The sequence below is a fragment of the Bacillus sp. NS1 genome, assembly GCF_058248265.1.
Window position 1 is genome coordinate 948315 of sequence record NZ_JBZAZF010000003.1, and the last position, 23864, is coordinate 972178.

Consider the following 23864-nt stretch of genomic DNA (forward strand, 5'->3'; position numbering starts at 1 on the left):
TTTTTTAATATCCCATATAGAAAAAACGAAAAGGAGAATTTAAAATACAGAAGTGGAATCATCACAGGAACAGCTTAATTTAATAGAGGAAATCTCAAGAATCTCTATTCCAGTTGGCGGAAGAACTTCAAACCGCCATTCATCGTTTTAGATATTAATTAGGTTACATCACGTTAAAAATCCCATCTAATTCGGTGGGGTTTTACAACATCGTTACAGTGGTTGTTTCTAAAAATCGGAACTAACTTCTTTCAAGTTAGCTCCGTTTGAATGACTAGTCCAAATTTTGATCAATAGTCCCTTCAAAATAATCATCGCTCACCTGTTCATGAGTTTCAGCCAATCCTTTTTCCAATTGCGTGGATCCTTTATAATCTGAGGGGGCGAAATATTTTCCAGCCACATCTGTGGTGTCATTTATGTTTTCTTTATTATGATTTTGAGTTTCAGCGTTTGCATTTTCTGTCTTACCACTTTCATTTACAGTCTGCTGAAAATCATATTCCTTGTCAATTGAAGAAAATCTTTTGTAGTCATCCGGTCTGTCTGCTCCATTTTTTTGAGTCACTTTACTCACTCCAGATTATTGAAATTTAATTGTGTCATATCAAATTAAGGTTAAAAAGTTTATTTGTTTCTTTTAGGATCAGAACCATGTTTTTTAGGATCATCTACTTTAAAAGCTGTTTCAGTCTCATGGTCATTTCTTATTTGCTCCATACTTGAATTTTGAATTCCTTTTTTACTCATTGGTGTCACCCCTTTACGAAAAGTGTTGAATATCAACTCTTCTTATTCTGTCTGTTAGGCAGGTATTCATTCGCTTTTTTTCACTGGTTCTTTCCATTAGGCAAGAGAGTAAGTTTCATGTCAGTCATATTATTTAATATGGGTAAAGGTCATTTTGAAACCTTTTGTTAGCACACTGCGTATATCAAGAGGCTTTATAAAGGCTGAGAAAACACTGTACAATACTTTTGGAAGAAAGCGTTTTATTCAATTGGTTATTGATTAAAAATTTAAAAATAGAGGTGTTGGGGATGAGTATTCACATTGCTGGTGCGCCTTGCTGCTGGGGTGTAGACGATCCGAAAAATCCATATCTTCCGCCATGGGAGAGAGTGCTGAAGGAAGCATCCCAAGCCGGTTATAAAGGGATCGAGCTGGGGCCGTACGGCTATATTCCGATTGATATCGAACGAGTTCAAGCTGAGTTTTCTAAGAGCAATTTGTCCATTGTTGCCGGTACCATTTTCGATGATTTAGTAACAGCGTCAAATTTGGAAAAATTGCTGCAGCAAGCAGACGATATATGTTCTTTTATGACAAACCTTCATTTCTCTTTTCAGGAAAAAAGGGGGCACTTTACACCGCCTTATTTGGTCCTGATTGACTGGGGACACGACGAAAGAGATTACAAGGCGGGGCACCCTGATCAAGCGCAACGGTTATCTAAAAAGGACTGGAACCGTATGATGTCTCATATTCGGACAATCGCGCAACGGGCATGGAAGCGATATGGTGTGCGGACCGTCATCCATCCTCATGCAGGGGGCTATATTGAGTTTGAGGATGAAATTCAGCAATTATTAAAGGATATCCCATACGATATTGCGGGCCTTTGTCTTGATACAGGGCATTTGTATTATTCAAAGATGGATCCGGAACAATGGCTCAGAGACTGTGCGGACCGTATCGACTATATCCATTTTAAAGATATTGATGAAAATGTATATCAGCAGGTGATGGGGGAGCATATCCGCTTTTTTGATGCTTGCGCAAAAGGAGTCATGTGTCCGATTGGCCAAGGAATCATTAACTATGATTCAATTCATAAATTGCTGAACGACATTCATTATGACGGCTACATTACGATCGAACAGGAACGTGATCCGAGAAACTCTGATGCTAGTTTAAGAGATGTCAGTCAGAGTATTGCTTATTTAAAAAGTGTTGGTTACGAGTGATGGGGAAGCCAGAATGAATAACGGTGATAGACCGATAAGCTGGGCAATGGTTGGCGGTCGGTGAAGTCAGATTGAATACATTCATCGTTCAGCAGCAATTGCGTGATCATCACTTCCAATTAGTGCAGGCGCATCTGATATCATTCCGGAACGGGGAAAAGAGTTCGGTCCTGAATTTACATGTTTCTACGGAACGCTGTTATTCAGATTTTCGGAACATGTTTGAAGAAGAAGCCAAACATGAAGACAGAATTGAGGCTTGAAGCGGGAGTGGAAGGTGTCCATTGGGTGGAATATTAATAACATGCTGAAAGCGCTACGAAAGCATACGTTTATCAAGATCATAACGTTATCAATCAGCAGGAAAATAAAAAACAAATTGTGTGGAAAGGTCGTTTTTAGCGTTTTGAGAAAAGAAAAATAATTGTGTTTTGATCGTTTTATCACCGCTTTATGGCCAAAAGTTTTGGTGGTGGTCAATCCATACAGCTAAACTGAGAAGAACGTGATAATGAATCTCGTTCTCCTCAGATTTGCTTTATTCACCCTGATGTTTCTCAACTAATGTGAATGTCCATTCTTTTAACATATGTTTCTGTATATACCTTTTTCCGTTTATTTCTATGTAAGGAATGTCTTTCATGTCTCCGGCTAACTGTTTTGCCTCTGTTGTTGTTATTCCTAAAAAATGACCGATATAAAAGTAAATATCTCTTTCTTTTATAAGCAAGATATCACTCTGTTCATTACCTTTTGATTGGTTCATCTGCTTTAAGCCTTCTCCGATAAAATATCCAGCCAAAGCAACACCGATTCCTAAAAAAACGTCCATATGCATGCCTCCATTATGTCGATGTTATGTTATACGAGCTTGGCATACTCCGGGTTTCATTATTAACCAAAAAAACCGCCATAACGTGCTCTGGGCGGTTTTTTCGTTCATGCTTTTTCAATCTTCACACGGCCAGAAAAAAAGGTGGCGCCGCCGCCCATATCGGACAAGCGATCTGGGGTAAGCGCGTTTACAAGCTGTTTTTTTCCTGGTTCATCCGCCCATAATCCTTGGCTGACTACGACACCGGGCAGCACTTGTTCTCCGACTGCAGCGGTCAGCTCGCATTCTCCCCGGCCGTTCCAAATTCGTACAGGATCCCCATCAACGATTCCATGTTCTTCAGCATCTTTTGTGTTGATAAAGAGCTTTGGCGTTTTCTCAAGCTTGATGTGCTTTACATTGTTGGAGAACGTTGAGTTTAAGTAATTATGGTTTGGCCCCGGAACATACATAAACGGATGTTCGTCATCGCATGGAAGAGGCGTATGTGTCGGTAAAGCCGGGAAACCAGCTTGTTTCATTCTCTCTGAATATAATTCTATTTTTCCGCTTGGAGTTGGGAGTTCGCCTGGAAACAGCGGCTTTTCGCGTTGCGCTTTCATAAATGAATGCTTAGTAAGTGAATCGTAATCAATTTCCGCCAAATATGGGTTATCCGGATGGTCAAGTGCCTGGCGGATTAATTCTGCATCTGAATCTTTGAGCTCCTGGTCTGTGAATCCCATTGCTTCAGCAAGTAATCGGAACACCTCAGTGTTAGACTTGCTTTCTCCATATCTCTCAATCACCGGCAGCTGAAGCTGAATGTAATGGTGCCAGTAGGAGGTATAAAAATCAGTATTTTCAAAAGCGGATGTTGCAGGCAGTACAATGTCCGCATATGCAGCTGTTTCCGTTAAAAACAAATCATGAACCACAGTAAACAGGTCTTCCCGCAACAATCCCTGTCTGACTTTGTTCGCTTCTGGCGCGACAACGGCCGGATTCGTCCCGTAAATAAAAAGAGAGCGAATAGGTGGATCTGTTTCCAAAAGCACTTTGCCCAGCTGATTCATATTAAACGATCTCGGTGTGTGCCCTTTCAGTAAGTCAGGCCGCTGCAAGGCACTTGTGTTATATTCTAAAATTCCGCTGTTATGCTTAATTGCACCGCCCCCTGTGTGCAGCCATTGGCCGGTGATCGCCGGAAGACAGGCAATCGTCCGTACAATCATCCCGCCGTTATCGTGGTGCTGGAGTCCGTTTCCGATTCTGATAAAAGAAGGGGAGGTTTCGCCGTACATTCTTGCCAGCTGATAAATATCTTCGGTACTGACACCAGTGATCAGTGATACCTTTTCCGGATCATACTGTTTCACGTGTTCACGGAGCTCTTCATAGCCGACCGTGTATTCAGACAGAAATGCTTTATCATGAAGGTTTTCTTTAAATAAGATGTTCATGATGCCAAGGGCAAGTGCGCTGTCAGTTCCGGGTTTTATGGGAATAAACCAATCTGCGAGACGTCCTGTCTGATTTTGATGAACATCAATGACGACAATTTTGGCACCTTGTTTTCGTGCTTTTTGGGCGATAGTAATTTGGTGCATATTTGTGCTGACTGCGTTGATTCCCCAAAAAATAAATAGTTTCGTATGAATGGTTTCCTCGGGATCGATTCCCGCACTTATACCCATCGTATATTTATAGCCCTCAGATCCCGCTTTGCTGCAAATCGTTCGTTCAAGCTGGCTTGAGCCCATGCGGTAAAAGAATCGGCGGTCCATTCCTTCAGCTGTTAATTTGCCCATATTCCCGTAAAAACTGTATGGAAGTATGCTTTCAGCGCCCTCTTCATCAATTAGCTGTTTCCAGCGTGAGGTGATGGTATCGATCGCCTCTTCCCAAGAAATCGGTTCAAATATTGCCCGGCCTTTCGCCCCTGTCCGTTTGAGGGGTGTAGTCAGCCGCTTTTCATCATAAATGCGCTCCGTCATGTTTCGGACTTTGTTGCAAATGTTTCCGGCCGTGACTGGATGATCAGGATCACCTTGGACTTTCACAATTTTTCCGTCTTTTTTATGTATTAACAATCCGCACTGATCCGGGCAGTCAAGCGAGCAAACGGATTTAAAAATGCCGTTTTGTTGTGTGGCAAAAGATTTCATGGCCCAGTTCCTCTCTCTAGTTAGATATATTGTAAGAATTATAACATTTCGGATGATAACGTCAATTCTGAAAAAAGAGATTGACATCAATCTGAGACTTCTTTATTATAAACGTATTCTTCATTCCGAAAATTACATATTCAACGTTTTCTATCCAGAGAGGTGGAGGGACTGGCCCTATGAAACCTCGGCAACATTATTGTGCCAATTCCAGCAAGCGTCAGCTTGAAAGATAGGAAAGCAAGGTTTATACCGGCGTCTGTCAGTAAACAGGGCACGCTTATACATGAATCTCTTTCCATCTTCGGAAAGAGATTTTTTTTTATGAAAAATATGATGAAAAGGATGTTTTGCACCATGACGGTTTTGGTTACAGCACCGTACAACGAAGAAGGAAGAAAAGAGCTTGAAGAATTGTTCGGCTCAGTTATTTATCATTCCTGGAAGGAACAAGGCCGGGCATACCGGGAAGATGAACTCATTCAACTACTAAAAGAATCACATGCGATAGGCTTGATTACTGAGCTTGATCAAGTAACAGACAACGTATTTGCATCTGTTTCAGGCCTTTCATTTGTGGGCGTGTGCAGAGGAATGCCCTCCAATGTGGATGTGGCTGCAGCGTCAAAAAGGGGCATACCCGTTTTCTATACACCTGGGCGGAATGCACAAGCCGTTGCTGAAATGTTTATCGGCAATGTGATTTCCTTTCTCCGCCATACCAGCACCTCTAATCAATGGCTGAAGGATGGAAAATGGGACAGCGATTACTTGCAGGCTTATGTCAAATTCAAAGGGAATGAATTAACGGGAAAAACGGTCGGCATGGTTGGGTTCGGCGCGGTAGGGCAAAGGATTGCAAAACTGTTGACAGCGTTCGGCTGTAAAATAAAGTATTACGATCCATACGTACAGGACGATCTTCCCCTATATGAAAAAGTATCTCTTAAAACGGTGTTTTCAGACAGTGATATCGTTTCTGTCCATCTGCCTCGTACCGAGGAAACACTAGGACTTATTGATCGGTCGTATTTTGATCTAATGAAAGAGAGTGCGATTTTCGTCAATACTTCGAGAGCAGTTGTGGTAAACCGTGAAGATCTTTTATCTGTATTAAAAGAACATAAAATCAGAGGAGCGATTTTAGACGTTTTTTATCATGAACCTCCAGAGGAATCAGATTACGAATTCATCTCATTGGCTAATGTTCTGGCAACACCGCATCTTGCTGGAGCAACCTTCGAAGTGGAGGATCATCACGTGACGATCTTGAACGGAGCTCTCAAAAAGTGGAAGGGTGAAAAAACTCTTAATATTCCGACATTGTATAACAAAGATGAACTAAAAACAGAGGTATAAGAAAGGAGGGTAACGCAATGAAAAAACAAAAAGGCTATCTCGTTTTTGATATCGGCACAGGGAATGCGAGAGTAGCGGTCGTGAGTGTATCGGGAAATGTTCAAACAGTTGAACGGGAGGACATCGTGTATTCAACCGATACGCTTTACCCAGACAGCCGTTATTTTTCTCCTCAGTTGCTGTGGAAGCAAGTGATGAAACTGGCAAAACGTGCACTTTCTCGTTCTCGTGATATTGACATCATTGGTTTGACATCGACGAGTCAAAGACAGGGGATTGTGCTGATCGATCAAAACGGCGACTCTTTTCTCGGGCTGCCGAACATTGATAATCGCGGCCGTGAGTGGGAGGAGTGCATACCCAATCGAGAAGAGATATACAGCCGCACAGGCCGCCTTCCGACTGCACTTTTTTCTGCGCTCAAGCTTTATGGTTTAAAACAGCGTCAGCCCTCTTTATGGCAAAAAACTGCTAGCTTTACGAGCATCAGTGATTGGGTGACATACCAGCTGAGCGGAATTTTGACATATGAACCTTCGCAGGCAACAGAAACCCTGCTGTTTGACGTAAAGCAAAACACTTGGTCAGAAGAGATGTGCGGCATATTCGGCTTTTCACCATTTATCCTTCCGCCTCTAGTAAGATCGGGAACAGCGGTTGGAACAATAACAAATGAGTATGCATCCGAATTAGGTCTTTCTATAAATGCGAAGGTGATAGCAGGGGGCGGGGATACACAGCTGGCTGTGAAAAGCACCCGCGCTGCGCTTGAGGACATTGCCATCGTATCAGGGACAACAACGCCAATAACCAAAATTACTGCTGGCCATGGCGACACAAAACATAAAGCATGGCTGAATTGCCATACAGATCAAGGACATTGGCTTGTGGAAACGAATCCGGGAATTACCGGCCTGAATTATCAAAAATTAAAACAGATTTTTTATCCCAATGAATCGTACGAAGTAATGGAGGAAGAGATTTCTGCACTTGCTAAAGAAGACAATGCATGTGTGGCGGCTCTCGGTTCTTACTTATCGGCAGAAAAGAATGCGTTAACGAAAGGCGGTTTTCTTTTTGATGCCCCGCTTTCAGCAAATTTAAAGAGAGCACATTTTGTACGCGCGGCGCTGCAAGAAATCGCATTTTCGATCAAATGGAACTTTGACATATTAACAGAGGTGACTTCGTTTGAACGTGACTATGTTTGGGTGTGCGGAGGAGGATTCCAAAGCAAAGCGCTCACTCAATATACCGCGGACCTTCTTCAGAAGAAAATCTATGTCCAAGAGGGATATCATCAGGCCTCTGTCGTTGGGGCTGCAGTCATTTGCAATGAAACCTTTCAATTGACGGAAGAGATGGCAGCAAATGTCCGGGTGATCAAACCGCAGGACTGTCAGGTCCAACTTGCTTTATATGAGGAATGGAAGCAAACACAGCGCTTTTTTTCAAGTTCAGACAAAGTGTTGATATAAGGGGGCATTTGCTGCTTTTTTGAGGAATTATCTAATTTTTGGCTTTAATGAGGTAATACGGTAATTGATGTTAGCATCTAAGGAGGAGACAGATATGTTGGATAAAATCGGAATACCAAAGCGGCTAGCTTGGGGGTTTTTAGGGGTTGTTTTGTTTATGATGGGAGACGGGCTTGAACAAGGGTGGCTCAGCCCTTTTCTGATCGAAAACGGGCTTACGGTTCAGCAATCCGCTTCAATTTTTAGTATATACGGGGTTGCACTTGCCATAGCTTCCTGGTTTTCGGGTGTATGTCTTGAAGCATTTGGCGCAAAACGGACGATGTTTATGGGGCTGTTGTTTTATGTGATCGGTACAGCTGCCTTTATCGTGTTTGGATTTGAACAGCTGAACCTTCCTGTGATGTATGTGACTTACTTCGTAAAAGGGTTAGGCTACCCGCTTTTTGCTTATTCTTTCTTGACATGGGTCATTTACAGAACACCGCAAAGCAAACTAAGCACTGCTGTCGGCTGGTTTTGGATTGCATATTGCCTGGGCATGTTTGTGTTCGGCGCTTGGTACTCAAGCTATGCGATCAAAGCGTTCGGTTATTTGAATACGCTTTGGAGCTCTATTTTCTGGGTATGTCTTGGTGCATTCTTCGCATTGTTTATCAATAAAGACCGTTTTGAAAAGAAGAAAAGAAAAAGATCAGAAACAGCCGAGGAGCTTTTAAAAGGGGTTACCATTCTTTTTACAAATCCGCGGGTGCTTACAGGCGGCATCATCAGAATCATCAACAGCATTGGTACATATGGTTTCCCAGTCTTTTTGCCGATGCACATGGCTCAGCATGGAATTTCAACCAATGTTTGGCTGCAGATATGGGGAACGATTTTTCTAGGGAACATTGTGTTCAACCTTATTTTTGGAATTGTCGGCGATAAGTTCGGCTGGAAAAATACTGTTATTTGGTTCGGGGGAGTCGGGTGCGGCATTTTCACGGTCTTATTATATTATGCACCTGTTTTCTCCGGTGGAAGTTTAGCAGTTGTCAGCGTGATCGGCTTTATTTGGGGAGGTTTGCTGGCAGGCTATGTGCCGATTGGTGCAATTGTGCCGACGGTAGCCGGAAAAGACAAAGGAGCGGCCATGTCTGTATTGAATTTGGCTGCAGGTTTATCAGCGTTTGTCGGTCCTGCGCTCGCTTGGCTGTTCATCGGTCTCATCGGTGCAGAAGGCGTTGTCTGGATCTTTGCGGTCCTTTATCTTGCGAGCGCGATCCTGACGAAATGCATTCATATACCTGAAGAAAAAGCAGTACAGGAGGAAACCTCTCCTCAATATGCATCTTAATTAGAAAGCGCCCTGTTTTAGGGTGCTTTTCATCTTTTGTCCAGTGATGTAAGGATTTCCATGCTTGCAACAGCATTCGCTATCTTTATGGCTTCTGTGATGGACCGAAACATCAGTTTGATGGCGAGCGGTATCAGTGTGGTCACTTGTGTATTGTCAGGCTGTTTTATTTCTTTTGCTCCACATCACCCATTATTGAATGCCCTTTGTGCGATACTGCCGCAAAAAGCATATATGACTTTCATTCATGGGGTAGAAATGGGGGATTCAATGTGGGAATACAAGGCTCAGGTTGTCTATATTTTGATGTGGTCGGCTTTGTTTTGTTTCCTTGGGGTGTGTATTACAAGAAGAAGGACCAATAAAGGGATTTATGAATAGGGGGGAAAAGAACATGAGATGCATAGTGGTCTATGCATCTTTTTTTGTGCGTTATATGATCATAAGAGGTGAAAATCTTGAGGGAAGTGATCAAGAATCAAGATGTAATAGCTGGTGCAGGTTATGAATCTGACATTTTAAAGGGAAGGGGGATGTACGTGCAGAGCATACCGTTCATTCTCTTGATTTTAAAATAGAATATACATTTGTATCATAAGGAATTCCATCTTGATACATGTACTGTCGTAAGACGCCTTCTTTTTGGAATCCCATTTTTATGAGCAGTCGATTTGAGGCTTCATTTTGAGTAAAAACAACTGCACCAATACGCGTCAGTCCAAGAGCAGAAAATCCGTAGGATACAACCTCTGAAAGGGCTTCCAATGCAAATCCGTTTCGCCAATGCGCCGGAATGATTTCATAACCGATCTCTGCACGCCGATGCTTTTGAGCCAAAGCATGAAAGCCAATTGTTCCGATAAGTTCTTTGGTGTCTCTTCGTTCAATTCCCCACCGTATACCGCGTTTTTCTTGATAAAGGCCGGCAAACGTTTGAACCATTGAAATAGCCTTTTCTATAGATTCCATATTTTCAAGTCCGTAATAGCGTGTCACCGCATGGTCAGAAAAACAAGCAAAAATGGCTTCTGCATCTTGATCTTTGATTTGCCTAAGTGTAAGCCGATCCGTTTCTAATACAGGAAACATTCCACCACTCCCCAAGATTGTGTTTTGTTTATCATATCTCTTTCATTTCCTCTTTTCTATAGTGAAGTCAAACCTGAGGCAGCAAAGGAACGAATTTGTCTTTCTAGTTGCTCTTTATTTTTGTTGAACTGTTTCAACCGATGGCCGTTTGCGCCTGATGGGTGGGGAAAGCCGCGAAGGCAAAAAAAATTCCTGATGCAGTGATGGCTGATCAGTGTATCACACACTGTTTCGGCTGCTTTTCCTAACGGTATGAGAAGAGCCGGTCCTGTCAATTTATTAAGCTCAGCAGGGAAGTGCCCAAAAGCATAAATGCTTAGGATAGGTGAGCGAGTGATAGCTGGCCTGTAACCGGTATAGTTTTTTTTTTGCTGAATGAAGACAGGATATTTGATAACGGAAGTTGTATGAAGCATATGCCGTAAGTCTCCAAAAAGCTGTGCGGCGCTTTGAATGCCTAAAGCCTGTGGCAGCCCGCAAAAATCCAGCATCGAGATCAGGTTATGCCTCATCGAACCGGAGAGACCTGCTGCTTTTTTCGTGTCTACTGCCATTTGCTCAACAGACCGGCCGCACCGCAGGCTTTCTGCGGCTGTTTCGTATGCTGTTTTCATCTGGGAAAAACCTGGCGTGATTCCGGCAATCACAATAGAGGCAGTCCGGTTGATATATTCATTATGAGGTGAATAGTAGATGGCAAGTTCGTTTTCTTGATGGAGACGAAATGGAGAAGCAAGCAAATCAGACCTTGTAAGAGAAGAAGGAAGAGAATGCAGTTTCTCTGCGAACTCTTTTAAGCAGCTGCGGTTTACAATCATTCGTAAGCCTCCTCAAAAAAATAATATCCCATTGTCCATTCTGATCGTAACAATGGGATATCATACATCTTTATCTGCTATTTAAATGGCCTGCCTGCCACACCTCTTTGACTGCTTGAGGAACTTCTTTTACTTCAGCTGTTGTTTGTTGAAATACGTATTTTTTCATTTGGACATCCTGCTGAATCTCCTTTTGTTTCTGCGTCAGCAGCTGGGCTTCTGTTTTTAATCCTTCGACTTGTTTTTGCATAGCTTGGGTAACAGAGGTGAGCTCCTTTAGTGCGGGATCTATTTTTTTCTTGTTTTGAATCACATTAATCCCTAAATAAATGATAGAAATTGCCAATACTGCGAGACTGATATAAACAATAACCATATGTTCACTCCTTTTCTTATGTCATTACCCTGTTTTCGCTTTTTTAATCAGAAGAAATGATGTTTGTACAGTTCGTTTGATTTGCGTATTGGATTTATTGTACTTATAATGTGATATCGTACATATGTAAACAAAGAAAGGGTGCTTCAATTGCAAAGTTTACAAAATAAAACTGCTCTTATCACAGGCGGAGGTAGAGGGATAGGCCGCGCTACAGCTCTTGCGCTTGCGAAAGAAGGCGTGAATATTGGGTTAATCGGCCGGACTGCCGCAAATGTTGAAAAAGTGGCTGAAGAAGTCAAAGCGCTTGGTGTAAAGGCAGCATTTGCCGCTGCAGATGTAAAAGATGCCGAGCAGGTTAACCAAGCTGTAGCTCTAGTGAAGGAACAGCTCGGTGATATCGATATCCTCATTAATAACGCTGGCATCAGCAAATTTGGCGGTTTCTTAGATCTGTCAGCTGATGAGTGGGAAAATATTGTACAAGTCAACCTAATGGGTGTGTATCATGTGACTCGCGCGGTGCTTCCGGAAATGATCGAGCGCAAAGCCGGTGACATCATTAATATTTCTTCTACAGCGGGGCAAAGAGGAGCTGCTGCAACTAGTGCTTACAGCGCTTCTAAATTTGCGGTTCTCGGGTTAACAGAGTCTCTTATGCAAGAAGTGAGAAAGCATAATATCAGAGTCAGCGCGTTAACGCCGAGCACTGTTGCTAGTGATATGTCTATTGAATTGAACTTGACAGACGGTAATCCTGAGAAGGTTATGCAGCCAGAGGATCTTGCTGAATACATGGTGGCACAATTGAAATTAGATCCGCGAATTTTCATCAAAACAGCGGGACTATGGTCAACAAATCCGTAAAAATGAAAAGCCTGTCTAGGGGACTGACCACATAGGATGAGACAAATAAAAACACCTTCAAGTTTGAAAACGGATGATTGTTATCCGAAATTAGACTTGGAGGTGTTTTTTCTATGGGGACAAGAGTGAGTTATTCGGTTGAAGTTAAACAGAAGGCTGTAGACATGAGGTTGGCAGGCGTGCCTATGAAAGAGATCATGCAGAAATTGAATATTAAGAATAAGACACAGGTTCAGACATGGGTTAGATGGCATAAGGCTGGGGATACACATCGATTCCCAGCAATCCCGCTGCTGGTCATAATGGACAGGGGGATACTGTCATAAATCGGTAAATGAAATAGCTGGTCTTTTTCGAAAGTATAATTCTTTCATGGAATTGAGGTTGGCGTAACGTTCTTCCTTAGAAGGGCGTGCAGCTTGATATATCATTCTATCATCTCCTTTCTTATACGTTACCAAACCATGTTTTTTCAATTCAATGGACATAGATAGAATGAAGAAAAGGTAATTCGGACAATCGTTTTACATTGAAGATCATTGGAAAACCCGCTATAATAGAACTAAGTAAACTATGTACCAAATGTTCAATGTTTATTTTTTATTCCGCTACAATGATAAACAGCAAATATGAAAATTACTGCATTATCAGTCAATAATATAAAGAAGGAAAACAATAGAAGGAAATTGAATATTTAGTACATAGTGTTCTCAGTGATAGCGGAAGGAGTGCAAATAATGAAAGAAGAAAAAAGAAGTTCAACTGGCTTTTTAGTTAAACAGCGTGCATTTTTGAAACTTTATATGATAACGATGACAGAGCAAGAGAGGCTCTACGGATTAAAGCTGCTTGAAGTTCTTCGGTCTGAATTTAAAGAGATTGGATTTAAACCAAATCATACAGAAGTATACCGGTCTTTGCATGAGCTTCTTGATGACGGGATATTAAAGCAAATCAAAGTAAAAAAAGAAGGGGCTAAGCTCCAGGAAGTCGTCCTCTATCAATTTAAAGATTACGAGGCTGCCAAACTATATAAAAAACAGCTGAAGGTTGAACTGGACCGCTGTAAAAAACTGATTGAAAAAGCGCTCTCAGATAATTTTTAATAGAAACAAACACCCGCGCAGCAGTGTGCATCGGGTGTTTTCTGCTTTACATTATACATATTTGTCGAAAAGATACAATACAAATCAATGATGACCTTCACACTTGACATCATTTCCTCACGTGGTAACATTTTAAACGTGTGAAAATGCGAACAAATAAGCGAACAAAGGAGATGTTACCGATCTTTGATCAAAAAAAAGTAGCCTTTATAGGAGCAGGATCTATGGCGGAAGGAATGATATCAGGTATCGTTCGTGCCAACAAAATCCCGAAACAAAACATCTGCGTTACAAACCGTAGCAATACAGAGCGATTAGCTGAACTTGAACTTCAATATGGAATTAAAGGCGCCTCACCGAACCAAATGTGTATTGAAGACATGGATGTGCTCATTTTGGCAATGAAGCCAAAAGACGCCGAAAGCGCTCTGTCATCATTAAAATCACGTATTCAACCCCATCAATTAATCTTGTCGGTCCTTGCCGGCATAACCACCTCTTTTATTGAACAATCATTGCTTAATCAACAGCCGGTTGTCAGAGTGATGCCCAACACCTCCAGTATGATCGGCGCTTCTGCAACTGCCATTGCGCTTGGCAAGTATGTGTCAGAAGACCTGCAAAAGCTGGCTGAAGCATTGCTCGGATGTATGGGTGAAGTCTATACAATCCAAGAAAACCAAATGGACATATTCACCGGAATTGCCGGCAGCGGCCCCGCGTATTTTTATTATTTAATGGAATTCATTGAAAAGACAGGCGAGGAAGCGGGCCTCGATAAACAGTTATCTCGAAGCATCGGCGCACAGACGCTTTTAGGTGCCGCAAAAATGCTCATGGAAACAGGAGAACAGCCTGAGGTTTTAAGAGACAATATCACGTCACCGAACGGAACAACTGCTGCCGGGCTGCAAGCCTTGAAAAAGAGCGGCGGCGGAGAAGCGATTTCTCAAGCGATTAAGCATGCGGCAAAGCGTTCAAAGGAAATCAGCGATGATATTGAAAAAACAGCGGCCCCGCTATCAGGAGTGATAAAGTGACGCCTGATACAAACATGAAAAGAGTTGTTGTGAAAATTGGAAGCAGTTCATTAACAAGCCTTCATGGAGAAATCAGCATTCGAAAATTAGAAGCGTTAGTCGACCAGGTCGTCAAACTCAAAGACGCCGGCTATGAAGTGATTTTGGTTTCCTCAGGCGCAGTGGCGGCGGGATATCGAAAGCTTGGATTTATCCGAAGACCAGAGAAGCTTCCGGAAAAACAAGCATCAGCCTCAATCGGCCAAGGCCTGCTGATGGAAGCTTATTCAAAGCTGTTTTTGGCACACGGCTATGTTGCATCCCAAATTTTAATTACAAGAAGCGATTTTTCTGATGAATATCGATATAACAATGTCCGGAATACAATGAATGTACTCCTCGAACGCGGTATTATCCCGATTATCAACGAAAATGATACAGTTACCGTCAATCGGCTCAAGTTTGGCGACAATGATACGTTAGCAGCAAAAGTCGCAGGATTAATTGATGCAGATATGCTTGTGATTTTATCAGATATCGACGGATTATATGACGGCAATCCGCGCACAAATACAGAAGCGAAAAGGATAGAGCGGGTAAGTGAGATAACGCCTGACATCGAAGCGTGTGCAGGTGACACTGGCAGCGGCGTCGGCACTGGCGGTATGCGTTCTAAGCTTGATGCGTTTAAAATCGTAATGGCATCTGGAATTAAAGGGTTTCTTGGTCAGGCAGATGCCGATGATATTTTATATCAAGCCGTTCATGAAGTAGCGGAAGGCACCTATTTTGAAGCAGAGGGGATGCTTCCGTTGAATCAAAAGGAGCAGTGGATCGCTTTTAATTCCGGTCCGGAAGGTGAAATGATTTTATCAGATGATTATTCACGTAAAATAACAAACGGGCAAACAAGTTTATATCTGGACGGTGTACAGGAGATTAAAGGAAAATTCAAAAGCGGATCAGTTGTTCGGCTGATGGATTCACAAGGGGCAGAAATCGGGCTCGGAATCGTCAATTATTCTTCTGTACAGCTTCAAGAATCGGAAAAGAAGGAAGAGCTGATAAACAAAGCTTTGATTGATCAAGAAGCATTTGTTTGCCATGTAGATTTATCTTTGCCTGTAAATTAATTTGCAGTAAAAAACCCGAAGCTTCTTTTATAGAAGCTCGGGTTCATTTTTTATTGATACTGCTCCAGCTTAGAGAAGAATTGAATGACAAACTCATAAAAGTCATTCGCAGACGGAGCAAGCTCTCTGTTTTTCGGTTTAATGATCCCGACAGTCCGTTTTACTTGAGGAAACTCAATCGGAATTTTCACAGTAAAACGAGGTGTCGTTTCAGCAAAAGTGCTTTCAGGCAGAAGAGTAACGCCCATTCCCGCTGACACCAATCCTTTGATGGCATCTAAATCCTCACCCTCCGTAGAAACGAGAGGAGCAAATCCGGCTTGTTTGCAAGCGTCAATTGCCATTTTTCTTAGCACAAATCCTTCTGGGAACAATACAAACTGGTCGTTGCGCAAATCGATTAAATGAACCGTTTTTTGTTTGGCAAGCGGATGATTTAATGGAACAAGCGCGTAAATTTTTTCTGTGAATAAAATTTTCCCTGCTATGTCAGGAAAATTCGTTGGCACCGGCCCTAATAAGGCCAAATCAATATCGCGGTTTCTGACAGCTTCAATCAGAAACTTATAGGAGCCTTGGCGCAGCAAAAACTCGACGTGCGGATATTCTTCTTTAAATGCTGAAATGACAGTCGGCAAAAGCTGGCTGGCGAGGCTTGTAGGAAAGCCGATCTTTACAGTTCCGCGATGCGGGTCGAGATACTCGTCAATTTGTTCTTTCGCATAATCGATGGCTTTCATAGCCGTTTTCACATGAATTAAAAACTCTTTTCCGATCGGCGTGAGTTTGATATTTCTCCCTTCACGCTCAAATAATGTCACATTTAATTCTTCTTCAAGATTTGCAATTTGTCTGCTGATTGCTGATTGGGCCACATGCAAATGATCAGCGGCTTCTGAAACGTGTTCTCTTTCGGCCACCTCCATAAAATAACGCAGTTGGCGCAGCTCCATGTTTGTCTCACATCCATCTATCTCATTTTGAGATTCTTTTGATCTAAATTATATATTGTTTATATCGTTTTGAAAACCTACAATGATTATAGAGTGTTAGATTTTATGACCGGTATTATCGGAAATTGATCGGGGGAGAGGAATTATGACGTACAATCAAATGCCAAAAGCTCAAGGTCTCTACCGTCCTGAATTTGAACATGATGCATGCGGAATCGGCCTATATGCACACTTAAAAGGCAAGCAGACTCACGACATCGTCAAACAAGGGCTTAAGATGCTTTGCCAACTAGACCACAGAGGAGGCCAAGGCAGTGATCCGGATACAGGAGACGGAGCCGGCTTACTGGTTCAAATCCCTGATGCTTTCTTTAGGAAAGAGTGCAAAGACATCAATCTGCCGGAAAAAGGGCGTTACGGGGTAGGAATGGTCTTTTTCTCACAGAAGGAAGAGGAAAGAATAAAAATCGAGAAGCAAATCAATGCACTGATTGAACAAGAAGGCCAAGCTGTTCTTGGATGGAGAACTGTACCTGTAAATGTCGGAAAAATCGGAACAGTAGCGCAAAAAAGCTGTCCGTTTGTCCGTCAGGTATTTATTGGGGCAAGTTCTGATCTGAAGGACAATTTGTCTTTTGAACGAAAATTGTATGTCATTCGTAAACAGGCTGAAAACTGGGGAGTAACGGAAGGTTTTGATTTTTATTTTGCCAGTCTTTCAAGCCAGACCATCGTATATAAAGGCCTTTTAACACCTGAACAAGTTGATGCGTTTTATTCTGATTTGCAAGATGAAGCATTCGTTTCTGCTTTTGCGCTTGTCCATTCACGCTTCAGCACCAACACATTCCCTACATGGGAAAGAGCGCATCCAAACCGCTATTTGGTTCACAATGGTGAAATCAACACCCTTCGAGGAAACATCAACTGGATGAGAGCACGTGAGCAGCAATTTGTATCTGAAAGTTTTGGTGAGGACTTAAACAAAATTCTGCCGATTTTGAATGCTGACGGCAGTGACTCTTCCATTTTGGATAATGCATTTGAGTTTTTTGTGATGGCTGGACGCCAACCGGCACATACAGCAATGATGCTCATTCCTGAGCCATGGACGGAAAATACGCATATGTCTAAGGAAAAAAGAGCGTTCTACGAGTACCATAGTTCCCTGATGGAGCCCTGGGACGGACCGACAGCCATTTCATTTACTGACGGGAAACAAATCGGTGCGATCCTTGACCGGAATGGTCTCCGTCCGGCCCGTTATTATGTAACAAAAGATGATTATATTATTTTCTCATCTGAAGTAGGCGTTATTGAAGTTGAACAGGAGAACGTTTTATATAAAAACCGTCTCGAACCTGGAAAAATGCTTTTAATCGACCTGGAAGAAGGCCGCATTATCTCGGATGAAGAAGTCAAAACACAAATTGCAACTGAATTCCCGTACCAAAAGTGGCTTGAAGAAGAGCTTGTGCAAGTAAATCCTGATCCGGAATCAAGAGAGGAAGAACAGTTTACAGATCTTCTTACTCGCCAGAAGGCATTTGGATACACATATGAAGATATCCAAAAATATTTAATTCCTGTCATTAAAGAAGGCAAGGATCCTCTCGGTTCAATGGGAAATGACGCGCCGCTTGCTGTTCTGTCAGACCGCGCGCAATCACTGTTTAACTACTTTAAGCAGCTGTTTGCACAAGTAACGAACCCGCCAATCGACGCGATTCGTGAGCAGCTTGTGACATCTACGATGACCTGGCTAGGTGCAGAAGGCGATCTTCTTCACCCGAGTGAGCGAAACGTTCGCCGTATTAAACTGTATACACCTGTTTTATCAAATGAACAGTTTTACGCATTAAAAACGATTGTTCATCCTGATTTAAAAAGTCAAAAAATCGATGTGCTGTTTTCAGAGGATCTTGAACGCGGATTAAAGGATATGTTCACGCAGGCAGAGAAAGCCATCAGCCAAGGCGTAAGCCTGTTAATTTTATCAGATAAAAAGATGAACGAACGCTTGACACCAATACCGCCGCTTCTGGCAGTCAGCGCGCTGCATCAGCATTTAATCCGCAAAGGGCTGCGTACGAAAGTCAGCATCATTGTGGAATCAGGAGAAGCGCGTGAAGTACACCACTTTGCAGCATTAATCGGTTACGGCGCAGATGCGATTAATCCTTATCTCGCTTATGCGACCTACAAGCAGGAAATTGATGAAGGCCGTTTGGATATCAGCTATGAAGAAGCAGTCAGCAAATATGGAAAAAGCATTACTGAAGGTGTCGTAAAAGTCATGTCCAAGATGGGGATTTCAACTGTACAAAGCTATAGAGGCGCACAAATCTTTGAAGCGGTAGGAATCAGCCGTGATGTAATAGATCGCTATTTCACAGGGACTGCATCACAGCTCGGCGGCATCGACATAAAAACAATTGCAGAAGAGGCGCAGCGCCGCCACCGGGAAGCGTATCAGGATGATTACAGCAAAACGCTTGAACCAGGAAGTGACTTCCAATGGAGAAACGGCGGAGAGCATCACGCGTTTAACCCAAAAACGATTCATACCTTACAATGGGCGTGCCGCAGAAATGATTACAATCTGTTTAAACAATATACAAAAGCAGCAGATGAAGAACGTATCGGATTTTTACGGAACTTGTTCGGATTTGAAGAAAACCGCAAGCCTCTGAAATTGGAGGAGGTCGAATCCGCTGAATCGATTGTCAAACGCTTTAAAACGGGTGCGATGTCATTTGGATCCTTGAGTAAGGAAGCACACGAAGCCTTAGCAATCGCGATGAACCGTCTTGGCGGAAAAAGCAACAGCGGTGAGGGCGGAGAAGATCCAAAACGCTTTGTTCCAGATGAAAACGGCGATGACAGAAGAAGTGCAATCAAACAAATTGCATCCGGACGTTTCGGTGTCAAAAGCCATTACCTCGTCAATGCAGATGAGCTGCAGATAAAAATGGCGCAAGGTGCTAAGCCGGGTGAAGGCGGACAGCTGCCTGGCAATAAGGTATATCCTTGGGTTGCCGATGTCCGCGGATCAACTCCTGGTGTCGGATTAATCTCACCACCGCCGCACCATGATATTTATTCGATTGAGGATTTAGCCCAGCTGATCCACGATTTGAAAAATGCCAATCGTGACGCCAGAATCAGCGTGAAGCTGGTGTCAAAAGCAGGCGTAGGTACAATCGCTGCAGGTGTGGCGAAAGCGACTGCAGATGTCATTGTGATCAGCGGTTACGACGGAGGTACAGGCGCCTCTCCAAAAACCAGTATTAAACATACAGGTCTTCCGTGGGAGCTTGGTCTCGCAGAAGCACATCAAACGTTAATGCTGAACGGACTCCGCGACCGTGTTGTATTAGAAACAGACGGAAAGCTCATGACGGGCCGGGACGTTGTGATGGCTGCCTTGCTAGGAGCTGAAGAATTCGGTTTCGCAACGGCTCCGTTAGTTGTACTCGGTTGTGTCATGATGCGTGCCTGTCATTTGGATACATGTCCTGTCGGGGTAGCAACACAAAATCCTGAGCTTCGCAAAAAGTTCATGGGCGATCCTGATCATATTGTGAACTATATGCTGTTCATTGCTGAAGAAGTTCGTGAGTACATGGCTGCGTTAGGCTTCAAGACATTTGATGAAATGATCGGCCGCACTGACGTACTTAATGTGAGTGAGCGGGCGAAGGCGCATTGGAAGGCAAGCCAGCTCGATTTGTCTACACTTCTTTATCAGCCCGAAGGCGTACGAACGTTCCAATCGCCGCAAAATCATAAAATTGATCAATCGCTTGATATCACAGCGATCCTCCCGGCCGTACAAGAAGCCATTGAGTCTGGAAAAGAAGCGGATGTTTCTATCGAAATCAACAATACAAATCGTGTAGCCGGAACGATAACAGGCAGTGAAATTTCAAAACGCTACGGAGAAGAAGGGCTTCCGGAAGATACGATCAAGCTGCAGTTTACCGGATCAGCCGGACAAAGCTTTGGAGCCTTCGTTCCTAAAGGGATGACACTTTATTTGGACGGAGACTCAAATGACTATGTCGGAAAAGGGCTTTCTGGAGGAAAAATCATCGTCAAGTCACCGGAAGGATTTAATTCTGCATCAGATGACAACGTCATAATCGGCAACGTAGCGTTCTACGGGGCGACAAGCGGAGAAGCATACATTAACGGACGTGCGGGTGAACGCTTTGCCGTTCGAAACAGCGGTGTGAACGTGGTTGTAGAAGGTATCGGCGACCACGGCTGTGAATACATGACTGGCGGCAGTGTTGTCGTACTCGGTGATGTAGGCAAAAACTTCGCTGCAGGTATGTCAGGCGGAATCGCTTATGTTCTCGCTGAAGATATAAAAGCGTTTAAACGCAAATGCAACCTTGAAATGATTTTATTTGAATCATTAGAGGATGAGAAAGAAATCGAACAAATCAAAACAATGCTTGAAAAGCATGCTGGGTATACAAACAGCCAAAAAGCTGCAGACCTGCTTGATCAGTGGGAAGACAGCGTGAAAAAATTCGTCAAAGTCATTCCGAAAAACTATAAACATATGCTTGCAAGCATCGAAGAGCAAAAAGCTGCAGGCTTATCAGATGAAGAAGCGGTCATGTTCGCATTTGAAGCCAACACGAAGCCAAAGCAGAATACAGCAACATCGGGACAAAAACAAGCGGTAGTACAGTAAGGAAGGGGAGAGGAACATGGGGAAACCAACTGGATTTATGGAGATCAAACGAGAAAAACCTGCTGAGCGGGACCCTCTCACTCGCTTAAAGGATTGGAAAGAATATTCTGCTCCTTTTTCAGAAGAAGCATCGAAACGGCAGGGGGCGCGGTGTATGGATTGCGGTACACCGTTTTGCCAGATCGGTGCAGACATTAACGGATTTACCTCTGGTTGTCCGATTTACAACTTAATTCCTGAATGGAATGATCTTGTCTACCGGGGCAGATGGAAAGAAGCATTGGAACGACTGTTGAAAACAAACAACTTTCCTGAATTCACAGGGCGGGTATGTCCCGCTCCTTGTGAAGGATCATGTACATTAGCGATTTCAGACCCGGCCGTATCAATTAAAAACATCGAGCGGACTATTATCGACAAAGGATTTGAGAACGGCTGGATTCAGCCTAGAATTCCTAAAAAACGAACTGGCAAAAAAGTGGCCATTGTCGGATCAGGCCCAGCCGGACTGGCGAGTGCAGACCAACTGAATCAAGCAGGGCATTCCGTCACTGTTTTTGAGCGCTCAGACAGAGCGGGCGGCCTTTTAACATACGGCATTCCGAACATGAAGCTTGAGAAGGGCATTGTAGAACGCCGGGTTAAATTGCTGACGCAAGAAGGGATTGATTTTGTCACGAACACAGAGATCGGCGTTGACATTACAGCTGATGAGCTGAAGGAGCAATTTGACGCTGTAATTCTGTGCACAGGCGCTCAAAAACAGCGGGATCTACTAATCGAAGGGCGCGACTCAAAAGGAGTCCATTACGCGATGGACTACCTGACACTCGCAACAAAAAGCTATTTAGATTCTAACTTTAAAGACAAACAATTCATTGATGCCAAAGGGAAAGATGTCATCGTAATCGGAGGCGGAGATACAGGAGCTGACTGTGTCGCTACTGCTCTGCGGCAAAAAGCCAAAAGCGTACACCAATTTGGTAAACACCCGAAACTTCCGCCAGCCCGCACGAATGACAATATGTGGCCTGAACAGCCGCACGTCTTTACGCTTGAATATGCGTATGAAGAAGCAGAAGCAAAATTCGGAAGAGATCCGAGGGAATACTCTATTCAAACGAAAAAATTGGTTGCTGATAAAAATGGCAAACTGAAAGAGCTTCATACTATCCAAATGGAGAAAGTGAAAAATGAGCACGGAAAATACGAGTTCCGCGAGCTGCCTGGAACGGAAAAAGTATGGCCTGCTCAGCTTGTCTTCATCGCTATCGGCTTTGAAGGCACAGAACAACCGCTGTTGAAACAGTTCGGTGTTGATTCTGAAAATAACAAAATCAGCGCAGCATATGGGGATTATCAAACAAATATCGATGGCGTATTCGCCGCAGGGGATGCAAGAAGAGGCCAAAGCTTAATCGTATGGGCGATTAATGAAGGCCGTGAAGTGGCGCGTGAAGTAGATCGATACTTGATGGGGAGTTCAGTTCTTCCGTAAATAAAGGGGATTATGATATAAAGGAAACCGGTCTGATTGCCAGCCGGTTTCTTTTTTACTCCATTACGATTCCGATGTTACCAAACTGTCTGCCTTCCTGCATTCTCGTATATGCTTTACATGCTTTTTCTAAAGGATATGTGCGGTCAATTACAGGTCGCAGCTTATGTTTTTCAATAAAAGCGAGCATATCATGAAATTCTTCACAGCTTCCCATTGAGGTTCCCAATACATTGATCTGAGGAAAGAATATAGAACGCACCGGAAAACAGAGATCGTCACCTGAGCTTGCCCCAAAGCTGACAATACGGCCGTTCGGTTTTACATGGCGGAAGTATTCCGAAAAAAGGGCAGGGCCTATGCTGTCAAGAATAACATCAGCCTTTTTTCCCTGCATCTGTTCATCCCAATTGCTGTAGCTGTCAATTGCGTAATCAGCACCTAATTGCAGCGCCTTTTTTCTTTTCTCCTCACTGCGGGAGGTCACACTTACCGTTGCTCCAATCGCTTTAGCCATAAACAAAGCGTAGGTTGCAACACCACTGCCGATGCCGGGTATCAATAGGTGCTCCTCTTTTTTCAATTGGGCTTTTGTAAACAAGGCCCGATATGCAGTTAAAGCGGATAAAGGTAAAACGCCTGCTTCTTCCCAGGATAAATAAGAAGGTTTTTTGATTGCATTTTGTGAAGGGATGATCACGTATTCAGCCAGCGTTCCGTCAGAAGGCCCTCCCAGAATCTCAGGTACAGGCGGTACGTTCTCTGTCAAATCCCAGTTCAATGTCGGGAAAATGATTACTTCTGTTTGAATAGCAACGTTTTTCACGCCTTCACCAACCTCTTCAATAATACCAGCGCCGTCAGACCCCAGTATTACACGAGGATCTCGTTCAGACTTGTTTTTCATAAGAAACAGGTCACGATGATTTAGACCTGCAGATTTTAATTTGACTTTTACCTCTCCGTATCCGGGCTTTTTTGATGGAATGTCTTGAAATGATAATCCCTGCAGTCCGGTTTTTCCATTGTGAATTACAGCTTTCATACTGTCTGCCTCCTAATAGAATCGTATTTTCATATCTTTACATATTTTACATAGCGGTTTTCTTCAAGTAAAATGAACAAAAATGATAGCCGATATCACTTTTAATCATAGCAAGAAGGTGAGAGCC

Annotated in this window: 19 protein-coding genes, 2 pseudogenes and 1 riboswitch; of the genes and pseudogenes, 12 read left to right on the plus strand and 9 right to left on the minus strand. The window is 43.2% G+C overall.

Going from position 1 to position 23864, the window contains the following annotated elements; genetic code table 11:
- Positions 1–274: 274 nt before the first annotated feature.
- The gene (locus tag AC4CV5_RS15550) at positions 275–568 is read right to left on the minus strand and encodes a YozQ family protein (RefSeq protein WP_490923156.1); all 294 of its coding nucleotides are present in this window, start codon (positions 566–568) and stop codon (positions 275–277) included.
- Between the two features lie 59 nt (positions 569–627).
- Positions 628–750, minus strand: a complete 123-nt coding sequence (locus AC4CV5_RS15555) for a biofilm-forming protein (RefSeq protein WP_166852317.1) — start codon at positions 748–750, stop codon at positions 628–630.
- Positions 751–1040: 290 nt separating this feature from the next.
- Here AC4CV5_RS15555 and AC4CV5_RS15560 point away from each other — a divergent pair, with 290 nt between their 5' ends.
- Positions 1041–1967 carry a sugar phosphate isomerase/epimerase family protein gene (locus AC4CV5_RS15560; protein WP_373923413.1) on the plus strand — a complete coding sequence of 309 codons (927 nt, stop codon included), beginning with the start codon at positions 1041–1043 and terminating at the stop codon, positions 1965–1967.
- A 538-nt stretch (positions 1968–2505) separates the two neighbouring features.
- On the opposite strand, the gene AC4CV5_RS15565 is transcribed toward AC4CV5_RS15560, so the two are convergent.
- Positions 2506–2799, minus strand: coding sequence for a hypothetical protein (locus tag AC4CV5_RS15565; protein ID WP_166852320.1), 294 nt, complete (start codon positions 2797–2799; stop codon positions 2506–2508).
- A gap of 107 nt (positions 2800–2906) precedes the next feature.
- Complete coding sequence (locus AC4CV5_RS15570) at positions 2907–4949, minus strand: molybdopterin oxidoreductase family protein (RefSeq protein WP_490923157.1); 2043 nt, start codon at positions 4947–4949, stop codon at positions 2907–2909.
- A gap of 147 nt (positions 4950–5096) precedes the next feature.
- A riboswitch (SAM riboswitch) is annotated at positions 5097–5188 on the plus strand.
- Positions 5189–5273: 85 nt separating this feature from the next.
- On the opposite strand from AC4CV5_RS15570, the gene AC4CV5_RS15575 reads away from it, so the two are divergent.
- From AC4CV5_RS15575 to AC4CV5_RS15590, 4 genes are all read left to right on the plus strand, one after another.
- A complete protein-coding gene (locus tag AC4CV5_RS15575) occupies positions 5274–6308 on the plus strand; it encodes a 2-hydroxyacid dehydrogenase (protein ID WP_490923159.1) in 1035 nt (344 codons plus the stop codon).
- A 17-nt stretch (positions 6309–6325) separates the two neighbouring features.
- A complete protein-coding gene (locus AC4CV5_RS15580) occupies positions 6326–7786 on the plus strand; it encodes an FGGY-family carbohydrate kinase (RefSeq protein ID WP_490923161.1) in 1461 nt (486 codons plus the stop codon).
- A gap of 94 nt (positions 7787–7880) precedes the next feature.
- Entirely contained in the window at positions 7881–9125 is a 1245-nt protein-coding gene (locus tag AC4CV5_RS15585; protein WP_166852332.1) for an MFS transporter, read from the plus strand.
- Positions 9126–9161: 36 nt separating this feature from the next.
- Positions 9162–9506, plus strand: coding sequence for a hypothetical protein (locus AC4CV5_RS15590; RefSeq protein WP_490923163.1), 345 nt, complete (start codon positions 9162–9164; stop codon positions 9504–9506).
- A gap of 174 nt (positions 9507–9680) precedes the next feature.
- On the opposite strand, the gene AC4CV5_RS15595 is transcribed toward AC4CV5_RS15590, so the two are convergent.
- The 3 genes and pseudogenes from AC4CV5_RS15595 to AC4CV5_RS15605 form a co-directional block, all read right to left on the minus strand.
- Positions 9681–10214, minus strand: a complete 534-nt coding sequence (locus tag AC4CV5_RS15595) for a GNAT family N-acetyltransferase (protein ID WP_166852335.1) — start codon at positions 10212–10214, stop codon at positions 9681–9683.
- A gap of 42 nt (positions 10215–10256) precedes the next feature.
- Positions 10257–11032, minus strand: a pseudogene (locus AC4CV5_RS15600) (hypothetical protein).
- A gap of 70 nt (positions 11033–11102) precedes the next feature.
- Entirely contained in the window at positions 11103–11408 is a 306-nt protein-coding gene (locus AC4CV5_RS15605) for a DUF948 domain-containing protein (RefSeq protein WP_490923166.1), read from the minus strand.
- A 150-nt stretch (positions 11409–11558) separates the two neighbouring features.
- On the opposite strand from AC4CV5_RS15605, the gene AC4CV5_RS15610 reads away from it, so the two are divergent.
- From AC4CV5_RS15610 to proB, 5 genes and pseudogenes are all read left to right on the plus strand, one after another.
- A complete protein-coding gene (locus tag AC4CV5_RS15610) occupies positions 11559–12275 on the plus strand; it encodes a 3-ketoacyl-ACP reductase (protein ID WP_166852341.1) in 717 nt (238 codons plus the stop codon).
- A gap of 113 nt (positions 12276–12388) precedes the next feature.
- Positions 12389–12553: pseudogene (locus AC4CV5_RS15615) on the plus strand (IS3 family transposase); the annotation flags it as partial.
- A gap of 459 nt (positions 12554–13012) precedes the next feature.
- Entirely contained in the window at positions 13013–13381 is a 369-nt protein-coding gene (gene rtp / locus AC4CV5_RS15620) for a replication termination protein (RefSeq protein ID WP_003220337.1), read from the plus strand.
- A 146-nt stretch (positions 13382–13527) separates the two neighbouring features.
- On the plus strand, positions 13528–14421 hold the full coding sequence (gene proC / locus AC4CV5_RS15625; RefSeq protein WP_166852343.1) for a pyrroline-5-carboxylate reductase: 894 nt from the start codon (positions 13528–13530) through the stop codon (positions 14419–14421).
- Positions 14418–15533, plus strand: coding sequence for a glutamate 5-kinase (proB, locus tag AC4CV5_RS15630; protein WP_490923169.1), 1116 nt, complete (start codon positions 14418–14420; stop codon positions 15531–15533). Before proC ends, proB begins: the two co-directional genes overlap by 4 nt.
- Positions 15534–15583: 50 nt before the next feature.
- Here proB and gltC read toward each other — a convergent pair whose 3' ends face one another.
- Positions 15584–16486: a glutamate biosynthesis transcriptional regulator GltC gene (gltC, locus tag AC4CV5_RS15635; protein ID WP_166852349.1), complete on the minus strand. Its 903-nt coding sequence runs from the start codon at positions 16484–16486 to the stop codon at positions 15584–15586.
- Between the two features lie 145 nt (positions 16487–16631).
- On the opposite strand from gltC, the gene gltB reads away from it, so the two are divergent.
- Both gltB and gltD read left to right on the plus strand, forming a co-directional pair.
- Complete coding sequence (gene gltB, locus AC4CV5_RS15640; protein ID WP_490923170.1) at positions 16632–21194, plus strand: glutamate synthase large subunit; 4563 nt, start codon at positions 16632–16634, stop codon at positions 21192–21194.
- A gap of 16 nt (positions 21195–21210) precedes the next feature.
- Entirely contained in the window at positions 21211–22692 is a 1482-nt protein-coding gene (gene gltD, locus AC4CV5_RS15645; RefSeq protein ID WP_166852356.1) for a glutamate synthase small subunit, read from the plus strand.
- 55 nt (positions 22693–22747) lie between these two features.
- Here gltD and AC4CV5_RS15650 read toward each other — a convergent pair whose 3' ends face one another.
- Entirely contained in the window at positions 22748–23737 is a 990-nt protein-coding gene (locus tag AC4CV5_RS15650; RefSeq protein ID WP_490923172.1) for a zinc-binding dehydrogenase, read from the minus strand.
- Positions 23738–23864 lie beyond the last annotated feature (127 nt).